This window comes from Jhaorihella thermophila (assembly GCF_900108275.1).
Taxonomy (GTDB): domain Bacteria; phylum Pseudomonadota; class Alphaproteobacteria; order Rhodobacterales; family Rhodobacteraceae; genus Jhaorihella; species Jhaorihella thermophila.
Map to the genome: position 1 here is coordinate 227599 of NZ_FNVD01000003.1, position 23288 is coordinate 250886.

Annotated in this window: 20 protein-coding genes; 4 read left to right on the forward strand and 16 right to left on the reverse strand. The window is 66.3% G+C overall.

Features of this window, described 5'->3' with window-relative positions; all coding sequences use genetic code 11:
• Positions 1-37: 37 nt before the first annotated feature.
• Genes C4S70_RS05925 through C4S70_RS05935 form a run of 3 tightly spaced genes read right to left on the reverse strand, consistent with a single transcriptional unit; the run spans position 38 to position 3574 of the window.
• A complete protein-coding gene (locus C4S70_RS05925) occupies positions 38-1678 on the reverse strand; it encodes an ABC transporter ATP-binding protein (protein ID WP_104007178.1) in 1641 nt (546 codons plus the stop codon).
• The gene (locus tag C4S70_RS05930; protein ID WP_104007179.1) at positions 1668-2597 is read right to left on the reverse strand and encodes an ABC transporter permease; all 930 of its coding nucleotides are present in this window, start codon (positions 2595-2597) and stop codon (positions 1668-1670) included. The genes C4S70_RS05925 and C4S70_RS05930 overlap by 11 nt, the downstream gene beginning before the upstream one ends.
• The gene (locus C4S70_RS05935) at positions 2594-3574 is read right to left on the reverse strand and encodes an ABC transporter permease (RefSeq protein ID WP_104007180.1); all 981 of its coding nucleotides are present in this window, start codon (positions 3572-3574) and stop codon (positions 2594-2596) included. The genes C4S70_RS05930 and C4S70_RS05935 overlap by 4 nt, the downstream gene beginning before the upstream one ends.
• A 404-nt stretch (positions 3575-3978) precedes the next feature.
• Between C4S70_RS05935 and C4S70_RS05940 the strand changes: the two genes are divergently transcribed.
• Positions 3979-5508: an ABC transporter substrate-binding protein gene (locus C4S70_RS05940; RefSeq protein ID WP_104007244.1), complete on the forward strand. Its 1530-nt coding sequence runs from the start codon at positions 3979-3981 to the stop codon at positions 5506-5508.
• 79 nt (positions 5509-5587) lie between these two features.
• On the opposite strand, the gene C4S70_RS05945 is transcribed toward C4S70_RS05940, so the two are convergent.
• The 6 genes from C4S70_RS05945 to C4S70_RS05970 all read right to left on the reverse strand — a co-directional run bounded on the left by C4S70_RS05945 (position 5588) and on the right by C4S70_RS05970 (position 11291).
• Positions 5588-5833 carry a MoaD/ThiS family protein gene (locus C4S70_RS05945; protein ID WP_104007181.1) on the reverse strand — a complete coding sequence of 82 codons (246 nt, stop codon included), beginning with the start codon at positions 5831-5833 and terminating at the stop codon, positions 5588-5590.
• Positions 5826-8126, reverse strand: coding sequence for a xanthine dehydrogenase family protein molybdopterin-binding subunit (locus C4S70_RS05950; protein WP_104007182.1), 2301 nt, complete (start codon positions 8124-8126; stop codon positions 5826-5828). Before C4S70_RS05950 ends, C4S70_RS05945 begins: the two co-directional genes overlap by 8 nt.
• Complete coding sequence (locus tag C4S70_RS05955) at positions 8126-8605, reverse strand: (2Fe-2S)-binding protein (RefSeq protein WP_104007183.1); 480 nt, start codon at positions 8603-8605, stop codon at positions 8126-8128. The genes C4S70_RS05950 and C4S70_RS05955 overlap by 1 nt, the downstream gene beginning before the upstream one ends.
• Entirely contained in the window at positions 8602-9465 is an 864-nt protein-coding gene (locus C4S70_RS05960; RefSeq protein ID WP_104007184.1) for an FAD binding domain-containing protein, read from the reverse strand. The genes C4S70_RS05955 and C4S70_RS05960 overlap by 4 nt, the downstream gene beginning before the upstream one ends.
• A gap of 193 nt (positions 9466-9658) precedes the next feature.
• Entirely contained in the window at positions 9659-10492 is an 834-nt protein-coding gene (gene kynA, locus C4S70_RS05965) for a tryptophan 2,3-dioxygenase (RefSeq protein WP_104007185.1), read from the reverse strand.
• Between the two features lie 4 nt (positions 10493-10496).
• Positions 10497-11291, reverse strand: a complete 795-nt coding sequence (locus tag C4S70_RS05970) for an alpha/beta hydrolase (RefSeq protein WP_104007186.1) — start codon at positions 11289-11291, stop codon at positions 10497-10499.
• A gap of 127 nt (positions 11292-11418) precedes the next feature.
• On the opposite strand from C4S70_RS05970, the gene C4S70_RS05975 reads away from it, so the two are divergent.
• The 3 genes from C4S70_RS05975 to C4S70_RS05985 all read left to right on the forward strand — a co-directional run bounded on the left by C4S70_RS05975 (position 11419) and on the right by C4S70_RS05985 (position 15032).
• Positions 11419-13833, forward strand: a complete 2415-nt coding sequence (locus C4S70_RS05975) for a ligase-associated DNA damage response DEXH box helicase (protein WP_104007245.1) — start codon at positions 11419-11421, stop codon at positions 13831-13833.
• A gap of 54 nt (positions 13834-13887) precedes the next feature.
• Positions 13888-14550, forward strand: a complete 663-nt coding sequence (gene pdeM, locus C4S70_RS05980) for a ligase-associated DNA damage response endonuclease PdeM (RefSeq protein WP_104007187.1) — start codon at positions 13888-13890, stop codon at positions 14548-14550.
• Between the two features lie 65 nt (positions 14551-14615).
• Positions 14616-15032 (forward strand): PaaI family thioesterase, encoded by a 417-nt coding sequence (locus tag C4S70_RS05985; protein ID WP_104007188.1) that lies wholly within the window; start codon positions 14616-14618, stop codon positions 15030-15032.
• Positions 15033-15125: 93 nt separating this feature from the next.
• Here the strand turns inward: C4S70_RS05985 and folD are convergent, their stop codons facing one another.
• From folD to ybgF, 7 genes are all read right to left on the reverse strand, one after another.
• On the reverse strand, positions 15126-16028 hold the full coding sequence (gene folD, locus C4S70_RS05990; protein ID WP_104007189.1) for a bifunctional methylenetetrahydrofolate dehydrogenase/methenyltetrahydrofolate cyclohydrolase FolD: 903 nt from the start codon (positions 16026-16028) through the stop codon (positions 15126-15128).
• A gap of 13 nt (positions 16029-16041) precedes the next feature.
• The gene (locus tag C4S70_RS05995; RefSeq protein WP_104007190.1) at positions 16042-16935 is read right to left on the reverse strand and encodes a bifunctional 5,10-methylenetetrahydrofolate dehydrogenase/5,10-methenyltetrahydrofolate cyclohydrolase; all 894 of its coding nucleotides are present in this window, start codon (positions 16933-16935) and stop codon (positions 16042-16044) included.
• Positions 16920-17252: a chorismate mutase gene (locus C4S70_RS06000; protein ID WP_104007191.1), complete on the reverse strand. Its 333-nt coding sequence runs from the start codon at positions 17250-17252 to the stop codon at positions 16920-16922. The genes C4S70_RS05995 and C4S70_RS06000 overlap by 16 nt, the downstream gene beginning before the upstream one ends.
• A gap of 55 nt (positions 17253-17307) precedes the next feature.
• Positions 17308-18984 carry a formate--tetrahydrofolate ligase gene (locus tag C4S70_RS06005; protein ID WP_104007192.1) on the reverse strand — a complete coding sequence of 559 codons (1677 nt, stop codon included), beginning with the start codon at positions 18982-18984 and terminating at the stop codon, positions 17308-17310.
• Positions 18985-19226: 242 nt separating this feature from the next.
• On the reverse strand, positions 19227-21140 hold the full coding sequence (gene ftsH / locus C4S70_RS06010) for an ATP-dependent zinc metalloprotease FtsH (RefSeq protein ID WP_104007193.1): 1914 nt from the start codon (positions 21138-21140) through the stop codon (positions 19227-19229).
• Between the two features lie 77 nt (positions 21141-21217).
• Positions 21218-22471 carry a tRNA lysidine(34) synthetase TilS gene (gene tilS / locus C4S70_RS06015; protein WP_104007246.1) on the reverse strand — a complete coding sequence of 418 codons (1254 nt, stop codon included), beginning with the start codon at positions 22469-22471 and terminating at the stop codon, positions 21218-21220.
• A complete protein-coding gene (ybgF, locus tag C4S70_RS06020) occupies positions 22468-23286 on the reverse strand; it encodes a tol-pal system protein YbgF (protein ID WP_104007194.1) in 819 nt (272 codons plus the stop codon). The genes tilS and ybgF overlap by 4 nt, the downstream gene beginning before the upstream one ends.
• Positions 23287-23288 lie beyond the last annotated feature (2 nt).

Genomic DNA, 23288 nt, shown 5'->3' on the forward strand with positions numbered 1-23288 from the left:
GCCCGAGCGATCCGGCCCCTGCCGCCTGCCGTAACGCTCAGGCCGGGGCCTGCTCGGCCTCGCGTTCGGCCAGCAGCCGGGTCAGCCAGTCCGGGTCCATCTCGGGCACCGAGGAGAGCAGAAGCCGGGTGTATTCGGGATAGGGCGGCGAGAGCACTTCGCTTTTCATGCCCTGTTCGACCACCCGGCCCTGATACATCACCACGATCTCGTCCGAGATCGCCTTGACCGTTGCAATGTCGTGGGTGATGAACATGTAGGTGATCCCGAATTCCTTTTGCAGGCGCAGGAGCAGCTTGAGGATGCCTTCCTGCACGATCTGGTCGAGCGCCGAGGTGACCTCGTCGCAGATGATGAATTCGGGCTCGGCGGCAAGCGCGCGGGCGATGCAGATTCGCTGTTTCTGGCCGCCCGACAGCTCGGACGGGAAGCGGTCGATGAAGCTTTCGTCGAGCTCGATCATCTCCAGCAGCTCGATCACGCGCTTTTCGCGCGCACGGCCCTTGAGGCCGAGGTAGAATTCCAGCGGCCGACCGATGATTTCCCCGACCGTCTGGCGCGGGTTCATCGCGGTATCGGCCATCTGGTAGATCATCTGGATGCGCTGGAGCTGTTCCTTGCTGCGGTCCTGCAGCCGGGGCGGAAGAACCTCGCCGTTGAAGCGCACGACCCCCTTGGTTTGCGGCAGCAGACCGGTGATGACGCGGGCCGTGGTGGACTTGCCCGAGCCGGATTCGCCCACGATGGCGACGGTCTTGCCGCGCGGAATCGAGATGGTCACGTCATGCAGCACCTTGGCCGAACCGTAGGCGGCATCCACACCTTCGATCGACAGGTGGACGTCGTCGCCTTTCTCCTCGCGCTTCTGCAGGGCGCGCACCGACCAGAGCGATCGGGTATAAGGCTTTTCGGGATGCGTCAGCATCTGCCGGGTTTCGGCCTCTTCGACCTCTTCGCCATAGCGCAGAACCTTGATGACATCGGCCATCTGAGCCACCACCGCAAGGTCATGCGTGATGTAGATCGCGGCCGTATGGTGCTCTTCGACGATCTTGCGCATGGCCGCCAGAACCTCGACCTGGGTGGTCACGTCCAGCGCCGTGGTGGGTTCGTCGAAGATGATGAGGTCGGGCCGCGGCGACATCGCCATCGCCGTCATCACCCGCTGGAGCTGGCCGCCCGAAACCTGGTGGGGGTAACGCTCGCCGATATGCTCGGGGTCGGGCAGTTGCAGGTCGCGGTAGAGTTCGATCGCGTCCCGGCGCGCCTCGGCCTCGGGCAAGATGTTCATGCGCGTGGTGGCCTCGATCGTCTGGTCGAGTAGCCGGTGGGCGGGATTGAACGAAGCCGCCGCCGACTGCGCGACATAGGCGATGCGCGTGCCCCAGAGCCGGCGCTTTTCCGCCTCGGACGCGGCGACGAGGTCGATTCCGTCGAACTCGATCGACCCGCCGGTGATGCGGACGCCGGGCTGGGTATAGCCCATCGCGGCCAGACCCAGCGTGGATTTTCCCGCGCCGGATTCGCCGATCAGGCCCATCACCTCGCCCCGGTGCAGGGTCAGGTCCACGCCCTTGATGATCCTGTGCCATTGCTCGTCCGAGAAGCCCTCGATCCGCACATCGCGCATCTTGAGGAGAACGTCGCCCTTTTCGGGCGTCTTTGTTTCAGTGGTCATCGCGCAAACCGCTCGTCTTGTGCAGGAACCAATCGACGATGAAATTCACCGCCACGGTCAGAAGGGCGATCGCCGCCGCGGGCAACAGCGGGGTCAGCCCGGCCTTGAGGTCATATTTGGCGAACTGGATCAGCGAGGCGTTGTCGCGCACCATCGACCCCCAGTCCGCCGTGGGCGGCTGGATGCCGACGCCAAGGAAGCTGAGCGCCGCGATCGTCAGGAACACGAAACAGAACCGCAGCCCGAATTCCGCCACCAGCGGCGGCATGATGTTGGGCAGGATCTCGCGCCGCATGATCCAAACCAGACCTTCGCCGCGCAGCCGGGCGGCTTCGACATAGTCCATCACCACCACGTTCACCGCAACCGACCTGGTCAGACGGAACACGCGGGTGCTGTCCAGCACGGCGATGATGAGAATGAGGCTCATGACGGTCGAGCCGAAGATCGACAGCAGCATGAGCGCGAAGATCAGGCTGGGGATCGCCATCAGCACATCCACCGCGCGCGACAGGAACTGGTCCAGCCAGGAGCGGTTGATCGCCGCGATCAGGCCCAGCCCGCCGCCGATCAGGAAGGCCAGGAACGTCGTCACAAGCGCGATGCCCATGGTGTTGCGCGCGCCGTAGATCATGCGCGACAGGATGTCCCGCCCGATCTGGTCGGTGCCAAAGACGTGCTCGGCGCTCCAGGGGGCGTAGGGTTCGAGAAAGATCTCGGCCTCGCCATAGGGAGCAAGCCAGGGCGCGAAAATCGCGGTAAAGCAATAGAGCGCCACGACGATCATGCCGAACCAGGCGGTGGGCGGTGCCTTCTTCAGCGCCAGCCGGATACGCTCCCACCGGGTGCGGCGCTTGCGGACGGCGCCGACCTCGGCCGCCGCCGAATAGGTCTCGGGGTTGTCTTGGGTGTCGGTCATCGCGGATGCAGAAGCCTCGGGTTGGTGACGATGCCGATGATGTCGGCGATCAGGTTCAGGATGACGTAGGTCGCGGCAAAGATCAGCGCACAGGCCTGCACCACGGGGATGTCGCGGGTGGTCACCGCGTCCACCATGAGCTGGCCGATGCCGGGATAGACGAACACCACTTCGACCACGACCACGCCGACCACCAGATAGGCCAGGTTGAAGGCGATCACCGTGGCGATCGGCGCCCAGGCGTTGGGCAGCGCGTGCTTGAGGATCACCTCGGTTTGCGAGGCGCCCTTGAGCCGGGCCATCTGGATATAGGGCGAGGCCAGAAGGTTGATGATCGCCGCCCGCGTCATCCGCATCATGTGCGCCATGATCACCAGCGTCAGCGTCATCGCCGGCAGAGAGACCTTGTAGAGCCGATCCCAGAACGGCGTGCTGGCATCGACATTGGCCAGCGACGGGAACACTGGCCAGAGCGACGCGAACAGCAGGATCAGGATATAGGCCACGAAGAATTCCGGCGTGGCGATGGTGGTCAACGTCACCGCGTTCACCACCCTGTCATAGAGGGTATTTCGGTAAAGCGCCGCCGTCAGACCGAGTATCAGCGCCAACGGCACGGCGATGATGGCCGTCACGCCGGCCAGAAACAGCGTGTTCCACAATCGCGGCGCCACCAGTTCGGCGACCGGACGCGATCGGTCCTGACCCGACGAGGCGCGGCCCGAAAAGGACGTGCCCAGATCGCCCTGGACCACGTTGCCGAGCCATTCGAAATACCGGACCACCGCCGGTTTATCGAGCCCCAGCTCCTTGCGAAAGGCGGCCACGGTTTCCTCGGTCGCGGCCTGACCCAGAACGGCCTGACCGAAATCACCCGGCAAGAGCGAGATCGAACTGAAGATGATCGCCGACACGATGACGAGCGTGACGACGCCCAGGCCCAATCGCTTGAGCACGGTCAATAGAACGGGATGCAACTGCGATTCCCCCCTGAACTTGTCTTACTTGGCCTCCGGTTTCTCAGCCCGGATGAAGGCGTAGTCGCATTATAGGGGACAAAGCGCCGCCTCTGTAAACCGTCGCGGGCCAGAAAATCCGCCAAGGCCCCGGAAAGGGCGGCATTCAGGTGTCAATTGGAAACCATTGTTCACAATTCCCTTTTCGCCAAGGAAATACTGGACAGTGCCGACAGAATATTATGCACTGACCGGGCACCGGAACCCAGAAGGCTCTGGCGGGATTGCGCAATCGCCGTTGCGCATTCGGCGGGCCGACCGAACATGAAAGAGAACCAAGGGAGGACTCCGTGAAGAAGAAACTATTTCTCAAGCAACAGGCTGACCGGCTGACCAACGGCCAGATCGACCGCCGCCAGTTCATCATGTCGGCGATGGCCGCGGGCGTCGTGCTGCCCACGGCGATGTCGATGGCCGACAAGGCCATGGCCGCCACCCCGAAGAAGGGCGGCACGTTGCGCATCGGCTCCGGCCACGGCTCGACCACCGACTCGATGGATCCGGGCACCTACGAAAACGGCTTCAGCCTCGGCATGGGCTTCATGTATGGCAACTGCCTGACCGAAGTGTCGAATACCGGCGAGTTGATCCCGGAACTGGCCGAAAGCTTTGAATCGGCCGATGCCAAGACCTGGGTGTTCAAGCTGCGCAAGGGCGTGGAGTTCCACAACGGCAAGACGCTGACCGCCGAAGACGTGATCGCCACCTATGCCCATCACCGTGGCGAGGAGTCCAAATCGGCCGCCAAGGGTCTGTTGACAGCGGTCACCGACATCCGCGCGGATGGCGACGACACCGTGGTGTTCGAACTGAGCGCCCCGAACGCCGATTTCCCCTATATCGTCAGCGACTATCACCTGATCATTCTGCCGTCGAAGGATGGCAAGGTCGATCCGCTGGCCGGCATCGGCACGGGCGGATATGTCATCCAAACCTTCGAGCCCGGCGTGAAAGTGATCGGCACGCGCAACCCGAACTACTGGAAGGAAGGCCGGGCGCATTTCGACGAGGTGCAGATCCTGTCCATCGTCGATGTCACCGCGCGCCAGAACGCTCTCATGGGCGGGGACGTGGACCTGATCGACCGGGTCGACCCGAAAACGGTGAACCTGTTGGGCCGCAACCCCGCGATCGACATTCTCGAGACCACCGGCACGCTGCACTACACCTTCCCGATGCGGCTCGACGTGCCGCCCTTTGACAACTACGACCTGCGGATGGCGCTGAAACTGGCGGTGAAGCGGCAGGAGCTGGTGGACAAGATCCTGCTGGGCCACGGTGCGCTGGGCAACGACCACCCGATCTCGCCCGCGACCAGCTTCTACGCCCCTGACATCCCGCAGCGCGAGTTCGACAGGGACAAGGCGATGCACCACTACAAGAAGTCGGGGCATTCCGGGAAGATCCAGCTTTCGACCTCCGACGCGGCCTTTGCGGGCGCGGTGGACGCGGCCCAGCTGATCGCCGCCTCGGCGGCCGAATGCGGCATCGAGATCGAAGTCGTGCGCGAACCCAAGGACGGCTACTGGTCCAACGTCTGGAACAAAAAGGGCTGGTGCGCCTGCTACTGGGGCGGCCGTCCGACCGCGGATTGGATGTTCTCGGCGGCCTATGTGGCTGATACCGAGTGGAACGACACCGCCTGGAAGGATACGCCGGCGGCCAAGGAGTTCAACGATCTGGTCGTCAAGGCCCGCGCCGAGCTGGACAACGCAAAGCGTGCGGCGATGTACAAGCGCTGCCAGGAGCTGATCCGCGACGACGGCGGCGCGCTGGTGCCGATGTTCGCCAACTACATCATGGGCGTCAGCAAGAAGCTCATGCATGACGACGCCGTGGCGGCCAACTGGGAACTGGACGGCGGCAAGGCGCACGAGCGCTGGTGGTTCGGCTGATCCGGCATTTCACCGGGAAATCGAATGGCGGCAGGATTTCCTGCCGCCATTTTTCGTTGTTCAGACTGTTGGCCGGGCGTCAGCCCCCGCGCAGGCGCTGCATCAGGTAGATCTCGCTGTCCGGCCGGACCGGTTCGTTCAGCGCGCTGGCGATGACGCGCCCGTCCACGGCGACGGACACGCCGGCCTCGATCGGCTCCTTCAGCGCCGGATAGGCCGCAACCAGCGCGTCCAGGAGCTCGCCCACGGTGCGGCCTTCGACCTCGACGACCTCGCGACCGCCAGCCAGCGCCCGCAGGCCGGACCACAGATGGACCTCAGGCATCGCCCTGCTGTTTCTCCAGTTCTTCCAGGATCCGCGAAGGCCGCATCGGCAGATCGCGCAGCCGCACGCCGGCCGCGTTCGACACCGCGTTGGCGATCGCCGCCAGCGGCGGGCAGATCGAGGTTTCGCCCACGCCGCGCACCCCGTAGGGGTGGCCCGGATTGGGCACTTCGACGATCACCGTGTCGATCATCGGCAGGTCCGAGGCGACGGGGATCCGGTAATCGAGGAAGCCGGGGTTCTGCAGCCGCCCGTCAGGGCCATAGATGTATTCCTCGTTCAGCGCCCAGCCGATGCCCTGCGCCGCACCGCCCTGGAACTGACCTTCGACATAGGTGGGGTGGATCGCCTTGCCCGCGTCCTGCACCACGGTATAGCGCACGACCCGCGTGCTGCCGGTTTCCCGGTCCACCTCGGCATCGACGATATGGGTGGCGAAGCTCACCCCGGCGCCTTCGGGCGTGGCCTCATAGTGGCCGCTGATCGGACCGCCGGTGGCGCCCATGTTCTTCGTGATCTCGGCCAGCGGCAGCGGATCGAAATCGCCCGCATTCGGCCCCGATGGCACGGCGCAGCCATCGACCCAATCGACCGCCTCGACGTCTATGCCCCATTTGTCGGCAGCCCGCTGGCGCAGCTTGCGCACCGCGTCCTGCGCCGCCTTGATGGTGGCCAGACCGCTGGCATAGGTCACGCGGCTGCCGTGGCTGATCTCGTTGTAGCCCAGCGAGCCGGTATCGGCGATGGTCACGCGGATCTTTTCAAAGGGGATGCCCAGCACCTCGGCCGCCATGAGCGCCATGGACGCGCGCGAGCCGCCGATATCCGGCGTGCCCACCATCACCTGCGCCGAGCCGTCCTCCGAAAGCGCCAGCGACACGCTGGTTTCGCCGCCATGGTTGAACCAGAAGCCGCAGGAGATCCCCCGCCCCTGCCCCGGTTTCAACGGCGCGGAGTAATGCGGATGGGCCTTGGCGGCCTCCAGCGTCTCGACCAGACCGATGCGCGGGAAGGTCGGACCATAGCTGGCCTTGGTGCCCTCGCGCGCGGCATTCTTCAGCCGCACCTCGATCGGATCCAGCCCCAGCCGGTTGCACAGCTCGTCGATCACCGATTCCACCGCGAACGCCGCCATGGGCGAGCCCGGCGCGCGATAGGCCGCCTGTTTGGGGCGGTTGGTCATCACGTCATAGCCCACCTGATGCACGTTTTTCAGGTTGTAGCAGGCAAAGGCGCACATGGCGGTGAATTCCATCGGCGCACCGGGAAAGGCCCCGCCCTGCAGGCGGAATTCGCCCTTTGCGGCGGTGATGGTGCCGTCCTTCTTCATGCCGATCTTGATGTCCATCGACGCCGAAGCCGTGGGGCCGGTGGCGCGGAACACCTCCGACCGGCTCATCACCAGCTTGACCGGGCGGTTCGCCTTGCGGCTCAGCGCCAGCGCCACGGGTTCGATGAACACCGTCGTCTTGCCGCCGAAGCCGCCGCCGATCTCTGAGGCTGTCACCCGCAGGTTCGCGGTCTCCAGATCCAGAAGCGCGGCGCAGACCTTCTGCACATACCAGTGCCCCTGGGTGCAGCACCAGAGTTCCCCCTTGCCGTCCGACCCCAGCGTGGCCAGACAGGCATGCGGCTCGATATATCCTTGATGGGTGGCCTCGGTGGTGAAATGGTCCTCGATCACCAGATCGGCCTCGGCAAAGCCGGCCTCGACATCGCCGTGGCCGCTTTCGTGGTAGCGCACCACGTTGGGGTGCATCCCCTCGGGCACCGACTTGTCGGCCGCGCCTTCGCGGATCACCGGGGCGTCGGGCTTCATCGCCTCGTCCACGTCCGTCACATGCGGCAGGATCTCGTATTCCACCTCGATCGCCTTGAGCGCGTCGCGCGCGATCAGCGGCGTCGTGGCGGCGACCGCGGCGACGGCGTGGCCGTCATAGAGCACCTTTTCGCCGGCCATGACGTTTTCGAGGATGTTCCAGAACTCGCCCGCCATGCCGGGGGCGAAGGGGACGTTCTTCGAAAAATCCGCCCGCGTGACCACGGCCTTGACTCCCTCCATCGCCTCGGCCTTCGACGTGTCGATCCTGACGATCCGGGCATGCGCATGGGGGCTGCGCAGGATCGCTGCGTGCAGCATCCCCGGCGCATACATGTCGGCGCCGAACCTGGCGCGACCCGTCACCTTGTCGAAGCCGTCGGGCCGGTCGGGCCGGGTGCCGACATATTTGAACTGGTGATCAGTTTCGAGTTCCGATCCGCCCTTTTGCGGTTTGTATTCGTCCAGAGCCATTATGATGCCTCCCGCATTTCCGCGGCCGTATCCAGAACGGCGCGGATAATCTTGTCATAGCCGGTGCAGCGGCACAGGTTGCCGGCCAGCCAATAGCGCACCTCTTCCTCGGTCGGGTCGGGGTTGCGCTCCAGCAGGTTCTTGGCCGCGACCAGGATGCCCGGCGTGCAGATGCCGCACTGAAGGGCGGCATATTCGATGAACTTCTTCTGCAGCGGGTGCAGCTCTTCGCCATCGGCGATGCCCTCGACGGTGCCGATCTCGTGGCCTTCGGCCTCCACCCCCAGCATCAGGCAGGAGCAGGTCAGCCGGCCATCGACGGTGACCGAACAGGCCCCACAGTCGCCGGTGCCGCAGCCTTCCTTGGCGCCGGTGAGCCCCAGCCGGTCGCGCAGCACGTCCAGCAGGGTTTCGCGCGGGTCGCAGAGAAATTCGACCGTGTCGCCGTTGATCTTGGTTGTGACATGGATCTTCTTCATTGGGCTGCCCTCGCGCGCTCATAGGCGATTTTCGCCACCCGGCGGGCATAGACCCCGGCCAGATGGGTGCGGAATTTCACGGTCCCGCGCTTGTCGTCGATCGGGTTGCAGGCGGCCTGCGCCAGATCGGCCAGCGCATCCAGCGCCGAATCTTCGAGCTTGGTGCCGACCAGCGCATCGGCCGCGCCGCGCACCCGTTCGACCGTCGGCGCGACCGCGCCCAGTGCCATGCGGGCCTCGGTGATGACCTGGCCCGACACGCGCAGGTTCACGCCGCAGCCGACCACGGCGATGTCCATCTCGGTGCGGGGAATGAAGCGCTGGTAGGCGTCGCCGCCGCCCTTGCCCCGCGGCGGCAGGTGCAGCGCGGTGATGATCTCGCCCTTTTGCAGGCTGGTCCTGCCGGGGCCGGTGGGGATGTCCTCGACGGCCACGCGACGGGGGCCGTTCGGGCCCTGCACGGTCACCTCGGCGCCGGCGGCGACCAGAGCGGGCACGCTGTCGGCGGCGGGCGAGGCGTTGCACAGGTTGCCCACGGGCGTTGCCCGCCCCTGCACCTGGGTCGAGCCGATCAGGCCGATCGCCTCGACCACGCCGGGCCATTCGCGCGGCAGGTCGGGATGTTCGCTGATTTCGGCGCCGCAGACGGCCACGCCGATGGTCCAGCCGCCATCTTCGGCGCGGGTGATGTCCTTAACGCCGTCGATCGCCTTGATGTCGATCAGCGTGTCCGGCGTCACGATGTCCGAACGCATCTGCACCAGCACGTCGGTGCCGCCGGCGAGAATACGGGTGATGCCTTCGGCCCCCGACGCGATGGCGATCGCCTCGTCGAAGGTGGCCGGTTTGTAATAGTTCATGCCTTCACCTCGAAAACGGATTTCCCTTGAATGGGGTATCGGGGAGAGTGGTAGAGCAAGCCCGCGCCCGCGTCCATCCATCCGCGACCTTTCCGTTTCGGTTTGAGACGCGGGCAGGAAATGGGGGCGCTGCCCCCGTCGCGGCAAGCCGCGACTCCCCCGGGGTATTTGCGACCAGAAAGAAGCAGGAGGGTCAGAGCGCTCCGCGCACCCGCCAGAGTTCGGGAAAGAGTTCGACTTCGAGCATCTTGCGCAGGTAGGGCACGCCGCTGGTGCCGCCGCTGCCGCGTTTGAAGCCGATCACGCGTTCCACCGTGGTGACGTGGTTGAAGCGCCAGCGGCGGAAATAGTCCTCGAGATCCACGAGTTTCTCGGCCAGTTCGTAGAGATCCCAGTGGGTGCGCGGGTCGCGGTAGACCTGTTCCCATGCCCGTTCGACCTCTGCAACGGGCTGGTGCGGCGCGCGCAGGCGGCGGGTTCGGGCAGGGAAAGCCGTGCCGGTGCGGCGTTCCAGAAGGTCGAGCGCGACGTGGTAGAGCGAGGGGCGGTCGAGTTCGGCCCGTAGCATCGAGTGCAGGTCCGGGCGGTGTTCGTGCACCTTCATCAGGTTGGTGTTGCGGTTGCCCAGCGCGTATTCGATCAGACGATACTGGTGCGACTGGAACCCCGAGGAATGGCCCAGCGATTCGCGGAAGGTGGTGTAGTCGCTGGGGGTCATGGTGCGCAGGACGTCCCAGGCGGAGTTGAGCTGATCGAAGATCCGCGCCACCCGCGTCAGCATCTTGAAGGCGGGGCGGAAATCGTCGTGGCACAGGAGTTCACGCGCCGCGGTGAGTTCGTGCAGGGCGAGTTTCATCCAGAGTTCGCTGGTCTGGTGCTGGATGATAAACAGCATCTCGTCATGGGCGTCGGTCAGCGGGTGCTGGGCGGTCAGCACGGCGTCGAGATGGAGGTAGTCGCCATAGCTCATGTCGCGAGCAAAGGACATCTGCGCCCCTTCGCGGCCGGGATCATAGGCGTCGGTCATGTCGTCACTCCAGAAGCTCTGCCACCAGCGGGCTAGCCGGGTCGGTCAGTCCCTCGACCACGCTGAAATGGTTCTTGCCCGGTTCGTATATGTCGCGGATGCCCGCGCCGGCCCACGCTTCGGCGATCAGGCGGGTCTGGCGCAGGAATTCGGGGCGTTCGGCGGCGCCGACCCAGAGGGTCACGGGCGTCGCGCCCTTGCGGGCGTGCAGCGCAGGGCTTTCGGTGCGGGCCTCGGTCTCGTCAAGGTGCAGCTGGTCGTTCATTTTCGTCTGCAGCAGCGGGCGCAAGTCGTGCACGCCGCTGATCGGCACCACGCGGGCAAGGCGGGAGAGAACGAGCGGCGGCAGCGGGCTGTCGTCGCAGACCATGCGGGCGACGAGATGTCCGCCGGCGGAGTGGCCGGTGAGCCGGATGGGGCCTTCGACCAGAGAGGCGGCGTGGGCGATGGCCTGCCCGATTTCCCGCGTGATCCGTGCGATGCGCGCCTCGGGCGCGAGCGTGTAGCTGGGCACCGCCACCGCCCAGCCATGCGCCAGAGGACCGCGCGCCAGATGCGACCAGAAGGATTTGTCGAACTTGTGCCAGTAGCCACCGTGGACGAAGACCACGAGGCCCCGCGACGTGCCCTCGGGCCGGAACAGGTCCAGCCGGTTGCGGGGGCCGGGCCCATAGGCGACGTCCAGCTCGGGCCTGGCCGAGGCGCGGAACGCCGCGGCCTCGCGCGCCCAGATGTCAGGTAGGTCCGCCGAGCCGGGCACATGGCCCGAATTGTCGAACGCGTCGTCCCAGTCGATCATCTCCGCCTCCTTTCCATTTTGCGTTTCGGCAGCGCCTGCCTGCGCAGATGTCCACGGACGGCGGTCGAGCGCAAGACGGAAAGGGTCCGCTCTTGGCCGCCGGGCGGAGGCGGGATAGATGAAGGCGATGACCGCGCTTCCGCAGATGTTTCACGACTGGTTCGCCGCGCAAGGTTGGCAGGTCCATCCGCATCAACAGGCAATGGCGGACCGCGCCGGCGCACCGGCCACGCTGCTGATCGCGCCAACGGGGGGCGGCAAGACCATGGCCGGGTTCCTGCCGACCCTGGCGGAACTGGCCACGGATCCCCGGCCGAGGTTGCACACGCTTTATGTCTCGCCGCTCAAGGCGCTGGCGGCGGACATAAGGCGCAACCTGACCCGGCCCGTGCAGGAGTTGGGCCTGCCGATCCGCATCGAGGATCGCACCGGCGACACGCCCGCCAGCCGCAAGAGGCGCCAGCGCGCCGACCCGCCGCATATCCTGCTGACCACGCCGGAAAGCCTTGCGCTGCTGCTGTCCTACGAGGACGCGCCGCGCGTCTTTGCCGGGCTGCAACGGGTGGTGGTGGACGAAATCCACGCGCTGGCCGAATCGAAACGCGGCGATCAGCTGATGCTTGCGCTGGCGCGGTTGCAGACCCTGGCGCCGGGACTGCGCCGGGTGGGTCTGTCGGCGACGGTGGAGGATCCGCAGGCCATCGCCCGGCTGCTGGCCCGCCACCCCGACCCCTGCGAGATCCTGCAGGCCGATCCCGGCCCCGCGCCCGACATCGCGATGCTGGAGACCGAGGAACTGCCGCCCTGGTCGGGCGGCGGCGCGGGCCATGCCATCCCCGCAGTTCTGCGCGAAATCCGACGGCACCGGACCACGTTGATCTTTCACAACACCCGCGCGCAGGCCGAGATCTTCTTTCACAAGCTCTGGCAGGCCAATGACGACGGGCTGCCCATCGCCATCCACCACGGCAGTCTGGACCGCGAGCGCCGCGAGCGGGTCGAGGCGGCGATGCTGCGCGGCGAATTGCGCGCGATCGTGTGCACCGGAACGCTGGATCTGGGGCTGGACTGGGGCGACGTGGACCTGATCATTCAGGTGGGCGCGCCGAAGAACGTGAAACGGCTGGTGCAGCGGATCGGGCGGGCGAACCATCGCTACAATGCACCGTCCAAGGCGCTCCTGGTGCCGGCGAACCGGTTCGAGGTGGTGGAATGCGTGGCCGCGCTCGAGGCCGTGCGGGCCAACGCGCTGGACGGAGAGCCGCGCGGGCCCGGGCCGCTGGACGTGCTGTGCCAGCACATCCTGATCGCCGCCTGTTCCGGGCCGTTCGATGCCGATGCGCTCTACCGCGAAGTCATAACCGCCGGCCCCTATGCCGACCTGCCCCGCACCGATTTCGACGCGTGCCTCGATTTCTGCGCAACCGGCGGCTATGCGCTGCGTGCCTATGACCGCTGGCAGCGCCTTCAGCGACGCGCGGACGGGCGCTGGCAGCTGCGCGACCCGCGCGCGGTGCAACGTATCCGCATGAATATCGGCACGATCCAGGACAGCGACCGGCTCAAGGTCCGGATGCGGCGCAACCGGGGCGGCAAGCCGCTGGGCGAGGTCGAGGAATACTTCGCCGCCTCGCTGACCCCCGGCGACACCTTCCTGATCGGCGGGCAGGTGGTCCGATACGAGAGCCTGCGCGAGATGACGGTCGAAGTCACTCGCGATCCGGGGCGCAAACCCCGCATCGCCACCTTCATGGGCACCAAATTCGCCACCTCGACACAATTGTCAGAGCGGATCCTCGACCTGCTAGCGCAACCCGACTGGCCGCAACTGCCGCGCCACACGGCCGAGTGGCTGGCGCTCCAGCGCGAGATGTCGCGCCTGCCCGAACGCGGCCGGCTGCTGATCGAAAGTTTCCCGCATGAGAGGCGCGAACACCTTTGCGTCTATGGTTTCGCCGGGCGCAACGCGCAACAGACGCTGGGGCTGTTGCTGACAAAGCGGCTCGAGGAAATCGGCGCCGCGCCGCTGGGTTTTGTCGCGACCGACTATGCCACGCTGATCTGGGGGCTCGAGGCGGTGACCGATCCCGCGCCGCTCTTCGAACTGACCGCCCTGCGCGCGGGGCTGGACGGCTGGCTGGCTGGCAACGCCGTGATGAAGCGCACGTTCCGCAGTGCTGCAACCATCGCCGGGCTGATCGAACGCAACCTGCCGGGCAACCGCAAGACCGGGCGGCAGGCGACGTTCTCGTCCGACATCCTTTACGACACGCTGCAGAAATACGACCCCGGCCACCTGATGCTGCGCATCACGCGGGAGGAGGCGATGCGGGGCCTCGTGGATTTCGGCCGGATCGAGGACATGCTGGCCCGGGTGGGCGGTCGGATCGATCTGGTGCGCACCGGGCGCGTCACGCCCTTCGCCGCGCCGCTGTTTCTCGAGGTCGGAAAGGTGCCGGTGGCGGGTGCGGCCGAAGAACGCCTGCTGGCGGAAGAAGCCAGCCGCCTGATGGCGGCAGCGGGGCTGCATGACGCTCCTTAAGCCCTCGCCCGGCCTCTTGCACATGCCGGCGCGATGGGCGACCAACGGGCTGACATGAAGGGGCATGATTTCACATTGGCGGGGGCGCGGCTGACGGCGCTGGGATCCGGCGCGCTGTGGTGGTCAGAACATCGCCTGCTCTGCGTGTCCGACCTGCACCTGGGCAAGTCCGAGCGCATCGCCCGGCGCGGCGGAGCCACCCTGCCCCCCTATGACACGCGCGACACGTTGAACCGGCTGGCGGTGGATCTCGCCCGGACCGAGGCGCGCATCGTCGTCTGCCTGGGCGACAGTTTCGACGACCTCGACGCCGCGGAGGCTCTGCCCGAAGAAGAGCGGCTCTGGATCGCGCGCCTTCAGGCGGGTCGGCGCTGGGTCTGGATCGAAGGCAACCACGACCCCGGCCCGCTCGACCTTGGCGGAACGCACCTTGCCGAACTGCCGCTGGCACCGCTCACCTTCCGCCACATCGCCCGGCCGGGTGCGGCCGGCGAGATCTCCGGCCACTATCATCCCAAGGCAACGATCCGCGCGCGCGGCCGCGCCATCACCCGCCCCGCCTTTCTGGTTGACCGCGACCGGGTGATCCTGCCCGCCTACGGCACCTATACCGGCGGCCTGCACAGCCATGACGCGGCGCTGGCGGAACTGATGCGCCCCGAGGCGGTGGCGATCCTGACCGGTCCGCGCCCCCAGCCGGTCCCCATGCCGCGCTGACGCGCCGCCGCGTCACGCTTGCCGCTCGGTCTCCTCATGCGGATAGTTTGGACAGGGAGGACGCAATGACCGACGACCGGTGGATCAGGGACAGTTTCGCCAAACAGGCGATGATGCAGACCATGGGCGCGCAGATCGACAGGATCGAGCCCGGCCGTGTGGTGCTCTCCGCTCCGATCCTGCCCGGCAGCCGCCAGCAGCAGGGCTTTGCCCATGCCGCGCTCAGCTTTGCGCTGGGAGACACGGCTGCGGGCTACGCGGCGCTCTCGGTCATGCCCGAAAACAGCGAAGTGCTGACCGCCGAGATCAAGATCAACCTGCTCGCCCCCGGCATCGGCGACAGGCTGCGCGCCACGGGGCGCGTCATCAAGCCCGGCCGGCGGCTGGTCGTCGTCTCGGCCGACGTGCACGCCATCGACAGCGGCCGGGAAACCCTGATCGCCGTTCTTCAGGGCACGATGGTGCCTGTCCAGAGCAGATAACCCCTCTCTTCATCTTGCCGGAAATACTCCGGGGGTGCGGGGGCGGAGCCCCCGCATCGGTCGGATTGGCGCAGCCAATCCGAAACACCTGCGTCAGGCCGTCAGCCCTTCGGGTTCGGGCAACCCATGCGCCCGGCAGCAGGCAGTCAGCGTGTTGGCCAGCAGGCAGGCAATCGTCATCGGCCCGACCCCGCCCGGAACCGGCGTGATCGCCCCGGCGACCTCTTTGGCGCTGTCGAAATGCACGTCCCCCACCAGCCGCGTCTTTCCTTCGCCCCGTTCCGGCGCGTCGATGCGGTTGATGCCCACGTCGATCACCGTGGCGCCCGGCTTGATCCAGTCTCCCTGCACCATCTCGGGCCGGCCCACGGCGGCCACCACGATGTCGGCGCGCCGCACCACCCCCGGCAGATCGCGGGTCCGCGAATGCGCAATGGTCACCGTGCAACTGTCGCGCAGCAAAAGCTGCGCCATCGGCTTGCCCACGATGTTCGACCGCCCGATCACCACGGCCTCCATCCCCGACAGATCCCCGTGATGATCCCGCAGCATCATCAGACAGCCCAGCGGCGTGCAGGGCACCATCGCCTTCTGCCCCGTCGCCAGCAGCCCCACATTCGAGATGTGGAACCCGTCCACGTCCTTGGCCGGGTCGATCGCATTGATGACCAGATCCTCGTTCAGATGCCCCGGCAGAGGCAGCTGCACCAGGATCCCGTGCACGTCCGGATCCGCATTCAGCCGCTCGATCAGCGCCAGCAGCTCGTTCTCGGACGTCTCGGCCGGCAGCCTGTGCTCGTAGGAGTTCATGCCCACCTCGACCGTCTGCTTGCCCTTGGAGCGGACATAGACCTGGCTTGCCGGATCCTCGCCCACCAGAACCACGGCCAGGCCGGGCGTGATGCCGTTTTCCTCTTTCAGGCGCGCCACATGGGTCGCCACCTTCTCGCGCACCGTCGCCGCGAATGCCTTGCCGTCGATGATCCTGGCGGTCATGTCCCTCTTCCTCCTACACATCCGTCCGGGCAAACATCTCCCGGTATTGTTCCTTCTGCATCCGGGTGGCCAGCACCGCGTTCTTCATCAGCGTCGCCACCGTCACCGGTCCGACCCCGCCCGGCACGGGCGTGATCCAGCCCGCCACCTCGGCGCAACTGTCGAAATCGGCATCCCCCACCGTCCTGGGGCCGTCCGGGGTCTCCACCCGGTTGATCCCGATGTCGATCAGCGCCGCGCCCGGCTTGATGATGTCGCCGGTCACCAGCCCCGGCTTGCCCACCGCCACGAACACCGCATCCGCGGCGCGGCTGTGCATCGCCACATGGCGCGTCATGTGGTGACACACCGTCACCGTCGCCCCCAGCCCCATCAGCAGAAAGGCGATCGGCTTGCCCACGATCTCGGAATGACCGATCACGCAGACCTCCAGCCCCTCGATCTTCAGCGGCAGGGTCTTGAGGATCTCGACAGCCGCCACGGCGGTGCACGGACCAAGAGCCAAATCGTTGTAGACGATGTTGCCGATGGATGCGGGATGCATGCCCTCGACATCCTTCAGCGGATGCACCGCCTTTTGCAGCACCTTCACGGGAATATGATCGGGAAGCGGGCGCTGGATGATGATGCCGTTGACGCGCGGGTCGGCGTTCAGGCCCTGCACGATGCCGATCAGCTGTTCCAGCGAGGTCTCCGCCGGGTAGGTTCGGGCCTCGAACTCCACGCCCGCGGATTCCGCGCTGCGGCGCTGGTTGCGCACATAAAGCTCGGCCGCCGCCGGTTCGCCCACCATCAGCGACACCAGCCGGGGCTGCCAGCCCTCTTCGGCCAGCGCCCTGGCCTCTTGCGCCACCTCGGCGCGCATCTTCGCGCCGATCTCCTTGCCGTCGATTACTGCGGCTCGCATGAAAACTCCTCGTCCGCGGTGCCGAGCACGCGTTCTTCCCGCGCGATCGACCACTCGATCAAGATTTGCCACAGGCGCGCGGCCAGGTCGGGATCCAGCCCAACGGCGCGCGCCTCGGAACGGACGTTGTCCAGCACCGCCTGCACCCGTTCGGGGATGCGTGCCGGCAGCCCTTCGGCGGGTTTCAGTTCGACCGCCCGGTCGATCAGGGCGGCGCGATGGGCCAACAGCCGCACGATCCGTCCATCCAGTGCATCTATCGCGCGGCGCAGTTCGGCCATCGAATGGCAGGTTCCGGGGTCGATCGGCTGTGTCATGGTCTGGCTCCTGCGGGCCGGGAACGTCCGGCCCGCAAAAACCCCATTTTACAGGTCAGAACAACCCTTCGATATAGCCCAGATCGTTCAGCCCGATGGTTTCCGCCGCCGGATGGCGCGGCAGGCCGGGCATGGTCATGATCTCGCCGCAGATCACCACGACGAAGCCCGCCCCTGCCGACAGGCGCACCTCGCGGATCGGAACCGAATGGCCCGTCGGCGCACCGCGCAGGTTCGGGTCGGTCGAGAAGGAATACTGCGTCTTGGCCATGCAGATCGGCAGGTGGCCATAGCCGGCGGCCTCCCAGGCGCGCAGCTGGTCGCGGATCTTCTTGTCGGCCAGCACCTCGTCGGCATGATAGATCCGCTTGGCGATGGTTTCGATCTTCTCGAAGAGCCCCATGTCGTCACCATAAAGCGGCGCGAACTGGGCCACCTTGGCATCGGCAAGCTCGGCCACACGTGTCGCAAGCTCGACCGTGCCTTCCGAGCCGAGTTCCCAGTGGCGACAGACGATCGCCTCGGCCCCCTGCGCGGCGGCGCTGTCCTTGATCACTTGGATCTCGGCGTCGGTGTCGGTTACGAAATGGTTTATCGCCACCACGACCGGCACGCCGAACAGTTTCAGGTTGGCGATGTGCCGGGTCAGGTTCGGACAGCCATCGGCCACCGCGGCGACGTTTTCCTTATCCAGATCGGCCTTTGCCACGCCGCCGTTCATCTTCATCGCCCGCACCGTGGCCACCAGCACCACCACGTCGGGCGCGAGCCCCGCCTTGCGGCACTTGATGTCCATGAACTTCTCGGCGCCCAGGTCGGCGCCGAACCCGGCCTCGGTCACGACATAATCGGCCAGTTTCAGCGCGGTCTTGGTCGCGGTAACCGAGTTGCAGCCATGCGCGATATTGGCGAACGGCCCGCCGTGAACGAAGGCGGGGTTGTTTTCCAGCGTCTGCACCAGGTTCGGCTGCATCGCGTCCTTCAGCAGCACGGTCATCGCGCCGTCGGCCTTGAGATCACGGCAATAGATCGGGCTGCGGTCGCGGCGATAGGCGACGATGATGTCGCCCAGCCGTTTCTGCAGATCCTTCAGGTCGGTGGCGAGGCAGAGGATCGCCATCACCTCGGACGCCACGGTGATGTCGAACCCGGTCTGACGTGGGAAACCGTTCGCCACGCCGCCCAGGCTGGTCACGATGTCGCGCAGGGCGCGGTCGTTCATGTCCACCACGCGCCGCCAGGTCACGCGGCGTTCGTCGATGCCCAGTTCGTTGCCCCAGTAGATGTGGTTGTCGATCATCGCCGCCAGCAGGTTGTGGGCGCTGGTGATCGCGTGGAAATCGCCGGTAAAGTGGAGGTTCATGTCCTCCATCGGCACCACCTGCGCATAGCCGCCGCCGGCAGCGCCGCCCTTCATGCCGAAACACGGACCCAGGCTGGCCTCGCGCAGGCAGATCGCCGCTTTCTTGCCGATCCGGTTCAGCCCGTCGCCAAGACCCACTGTGGTCGTCGTCTTGCCCTCACCCGCCGGAGTGGGGTTGATCGCGGTCACGAGGATCAGCTTGCCGTCCTCGCGGTCCTTGAGGGATTCGATGAATTCCTGGCTGACCTTGGCCTTGTCGCGACCATAGGGCAGCAGGTGCTCGGCGTCGATGCCCAGCTTGGCGCCGATCTCCTGAATGGGTTTCTTTTTCGCCTCGCGGGCGATTTCGATGTCGCTCTTGTAGCTCATGGGCCGATCCCTGAAAAAATGTCCCTGTCTGCCGGCGCGGCCGCCGGCGCTGCGCCACCCATAGCGCGGCGATGCCCCCGCGCGGCGATGGATTCCGACATTTTCGCGACACGATGCGTCGCGCGGGCCGCGCGGGGTTTCAGATCGGAAACGGCTGGAGGCGATCGCCCCCCTTGCGCCGATACAAGACGAAAGACGCCGGAGCCTTGCGACCCCGGCGTCCCACATTCCGTCCGTCCCGATCAAACGGTCGGTTCGGGCTCTATCCCGCCCTCGGGCGGAGACTTCTTCGGCTTCGTCTTGGGAATTGCGGCCACGCTGACCGCCGCGCCCTCGTCGGGCTTGTCGCCTTCGTCGTCCGAATGCGGCGGCTGGCCCTTCATCACGCGCTCGATTTCCTCGCCGGTGAGGGTTTCGTATTCCAGCAAGCCCTGGGCCAGACGCTCCCAGTCTTCCTTGCGCTCGGTCAGGATCTTGTAGGCGCGTTCATAGCCTTCCTGAATGAACCGCTTGACCTCTTCCTCGATCAACTCCTTGGTGTGCGCCGAGACCGAAAAGCCGGCGGTGTTGCCCTGATAGCCTTCGTGCGCCTCGGCATAGTCGATATTGCCGACCTTGTCGGACATGCCCCAGCGCATCACCATCGCGCGCGCCAGCTGGCTGGCCTGCTGGATGTCCCCGGCCGGGCCGTTCGAGACGTGATCGGGGCCATACTTGATGATCTCGGCCGCCTTGCCTGCCATGGTCATCGCCAGCTTCTGCTCGCATTCGTCCTTGTGCCAGTTCAGCCGGTCCATTTCGGGCAAGGACACCACCATACCCAGCGCGCCACCGCGCGGGATGATCGTGGCCTTGTAGACCGGATCGCACAGGGGCAGGGTCAACCCCACCACCGCATGGCCGGCCTCGTGATAGGCGGTCTTTTCCTTCTGGTCCTTGGTCAGAACCATCGACCGCCGCTCGGCCCCCATCATCACCTTGTCCTTGGCGTTCTCGAAATCCTCCATGGTGACGAAGCGCCGGCCCACGCGGGCAGCCATAAGCGCGGCCTCGTTCACGAGGTTGGCCAGATCCGCGCCCGAAAAGCCCGGCGTGCCGCGGGCGATGATGCGCAGGTCCACATCCGGGCCCAGCGGCGTCTTGCGCGCATGCACGGCCAGGATCTTTTCCCGGCCCTTGATGTCGGGGTTGCCCACGGTCACCTGCCGGTCGAACCGCCCGGGGCGCAGCAGTGCCGGGTCCAGCACGTCCTTGCGGTTGGTGGCGGCGAGGATGATGACGCCCTCGTTCGATTCGAAGCCGTCCATTTCCACCAGCAGCTGGTTCAGCGTCTGTTCGCGTTCGTCGTTGCCGCCGCCATAGCCGGCGCCCCGGTGCCGGCCCACGGCGTCGATTTCGTCGATGAAGACGATGCAGGGCGCGTTCTTCTTGGCCTGTTCGAACATGTCGCGCACGCGGCTGGCGCCGACGCCCACGAACATTTCCACGAAATCGGAACCCGAGATGGTGAAGAACGGCACGCCGGCCTCGCCGGCGATGGCGCGCGCGAGCAGCGTCTTGCCGGTGCCCGGAGGCCCGACCAGCAGCGCGCCCTTGGGAATCTTGCCGCCCAAGCGCGAGAATTTCTGCGGGTTGCGCAGGAATTCGACGATCTCTTCCAGTTCTTCCTTGGCCTCGTCGATGCCGGCCACGTCATCAAAGGTCACCCGGCCATGCTTTTCCGTCAGCAGCTTGGCCCGGCTCTTGCCGAACCCCATCGCGCCGCCGCGGCCGCCACCTTGCATCCGGTTCATGAAATAGACCCAGACACCGATCAGCAGCAGGAACGGCAACAGCGTGATGATGAACGACTGGAACCCCGATTGCTCCTGCTTTTCGGCGCGGACGGGGACGTTCTTTTCCAGCAGCAACTGGGTCACCGACGTGTCTTCGGGCTTGATGGTGACATAATCCTGCCCGTCCTTGGTGCGGAACCGGATCTGTTCGCCGTCCAGCGTCACCTGCGCGACGGCGCCGTCATTCACCTCTTTGACGAATTCGGAATAGGTGATCTCGCGGCTCTGCATGGTGCCGCCCGATCCGCTGAACAGGTTGAACAGCGCCAGAATCAGCAGAAAAAGAACGACCCAGAAGGCGATATTTCGTGCGTTGCCCAAGGAAAGTCTCCCAGTTTCGCGGCCATCGGGGACGAACGGCCTGCCAGACCCTTAAAATAGAGATGATCGCGCCGGGTTCAATGCGATAAAAACGAGGCAAAGAACTCCTCGTCGCCCTGCATGGTCTCCGCCCGCCATTGCCCGGACCAGCCGGCGACCGGCGCGGCGATCAGCTCGTCGCCCCGCCAGACGGAGGGCGTGGCGATCAGACACTCGGCCGGGCGCCCCGTCTCGCGCCAGGACGGACATGCGTCCAGCCCGCCGCGGCCCAGCGCACGGATCTCGCACCCTTGCGGGTCCGGACCGTTCAGCCGCCAGCGTCCGTCCCAGATCCCCCCCGCGGCACAGCGCGTGTCGCGGACCGCCGCATATTCCCGGCACACCCGCGCGCTGACCGCGTCACCGCCCACCACGCAGCCGGCCAGCGTAACCCGGCGCCCGTGCCGAACCGCGTCGATCGCGGCGGCCAGCGGCGCGCGCCTGGGCGGATACTCGCCCCCGGCGACCCAGCGCACGACCCGGGCCAGCAGACGGCGCGCGACCTCTTCGGGCAGAATCCGAAAACCGCGCCTGTCGAGCAACACGTCGCCCGCGTCCAGCCGCGCCACGTCGCGCGCAGCCAAAAAGCTGTACCAGTCCAGAGCGGCCCGCGCCTGCGCCATGTGCCGGGCCACGTCCGCCAGCGCGGTGACCGTGATCCCCAGCGGTTGCAGCGCCTCCAGTGCCCGGCGAGCCCTGATCCGGTCAAAGCGGTCATCCCGGTTGGAAGGATCCTCGACCCATTCGATCGCATTCCGGACAAGGTAGGCCCTCAGCGCCTGCCGGGTCACGCCCAGGAGCGGCCTGACAAAGGTCACGCCGCCTTCGATGCGCCGTTCGGGAATGCCCGACAACCCGTCCACCCCGGCCGCGCGGCCCAGCCGCATGAGCACGGTCTCGGCCTGATCATCGGCCGTATGCGCAAGGGCCAGCATCTCGATCCCGCTCGATCGCGCCCAGCGGGACAAAAGCCTGTATCGCGCGCGCCGCGCCTGATCCTGCAGGTTGCCCGCGCCGTCCCATCCCTCCCAGCAGAGCGTGTCGTGGGGCACCGAAAGGGCTCCGGCCATTCGCGCCACCATGGCGGCCTCGTCCGCGGATTCGGCACGCAACCCGTGATCCACCGTCACGGCATGGATCTCTGGCCCGTTTTCGCCGAAACAGCGGGTCAGAATGTGCAGAAGCGCAACCGAATCACCCCCGCCGGACACCGCCACGCCCAACCTTTCGGGCAAGGCATCCCCGAACCAGTCCCGCACCTGGGCAAGGATGCTGCTATCGACATCGGTCACGGGCACCCCAGCGACTGCATCTCCTGTCGTGAAAGCGCAACATCGGGGGACTCGGGGAACCTCACCCCGACCTCGGCCAGCGTCACGCAGGCCTGGCTGATCTGTCCCAGCCGCCCCAGCGCCGCGCCAAGGCGATAGAGCGCCTCGGCCGCCGTATCGCCGGTGGGATCGTTCTTGAAACTTTCCAGATAGGCCCGCGCCGCTTCGCGGGTGTCGCCCAGCCCCTCCAGAGCCTTGCCGCGTTCGAGATGAGCGCGCGGACCAAGGGGGCTGCCGGGATAAGTTTCGTCGAATTGCGCCAGAAGATCCACCGCGCGCTGATAATCGCCATCGGTCAGGGCCTGTTCGGCCGCCTCGAAATCGGCCCGTTCGCCGATGGCCAGCTCCGTGTCGTCCTTCGGCTGCGGATCGGGGCTGGGGACCGGTGCGGTCAGCGGATCGCCGCCCAGCGTGGTCGTCTCGCCCAGCTGGCTGACATCGCCGCCTTCCAGTTCGACCAACCGGAACTCAAGATCGCCGATCCGGTTGGTGCCGTCCTTCACGATCCGGTCGATGCGGTGGGTCAGGGCCTCGGTCTCGGCAGTCAGACGCTGCAGCTCCGCCTCGATCGCTGCAATGCGGTCAAGGATCTCCGTGCCGGCCAGATTGGTCACCGGCGCGCCGGTGGTGGACAGCTCGCGCTTGAGCCGCTGGATTTCGACGTTGAGGACGGTCAACTCCTGCCGGATGTCGGCCAGCGTCTGCTGACGTTCCTGCGCCGACACCGGGCCCGAGGCCAACAGCACCCCCACAAGGGCCAGAACCGCGAACCTCATGC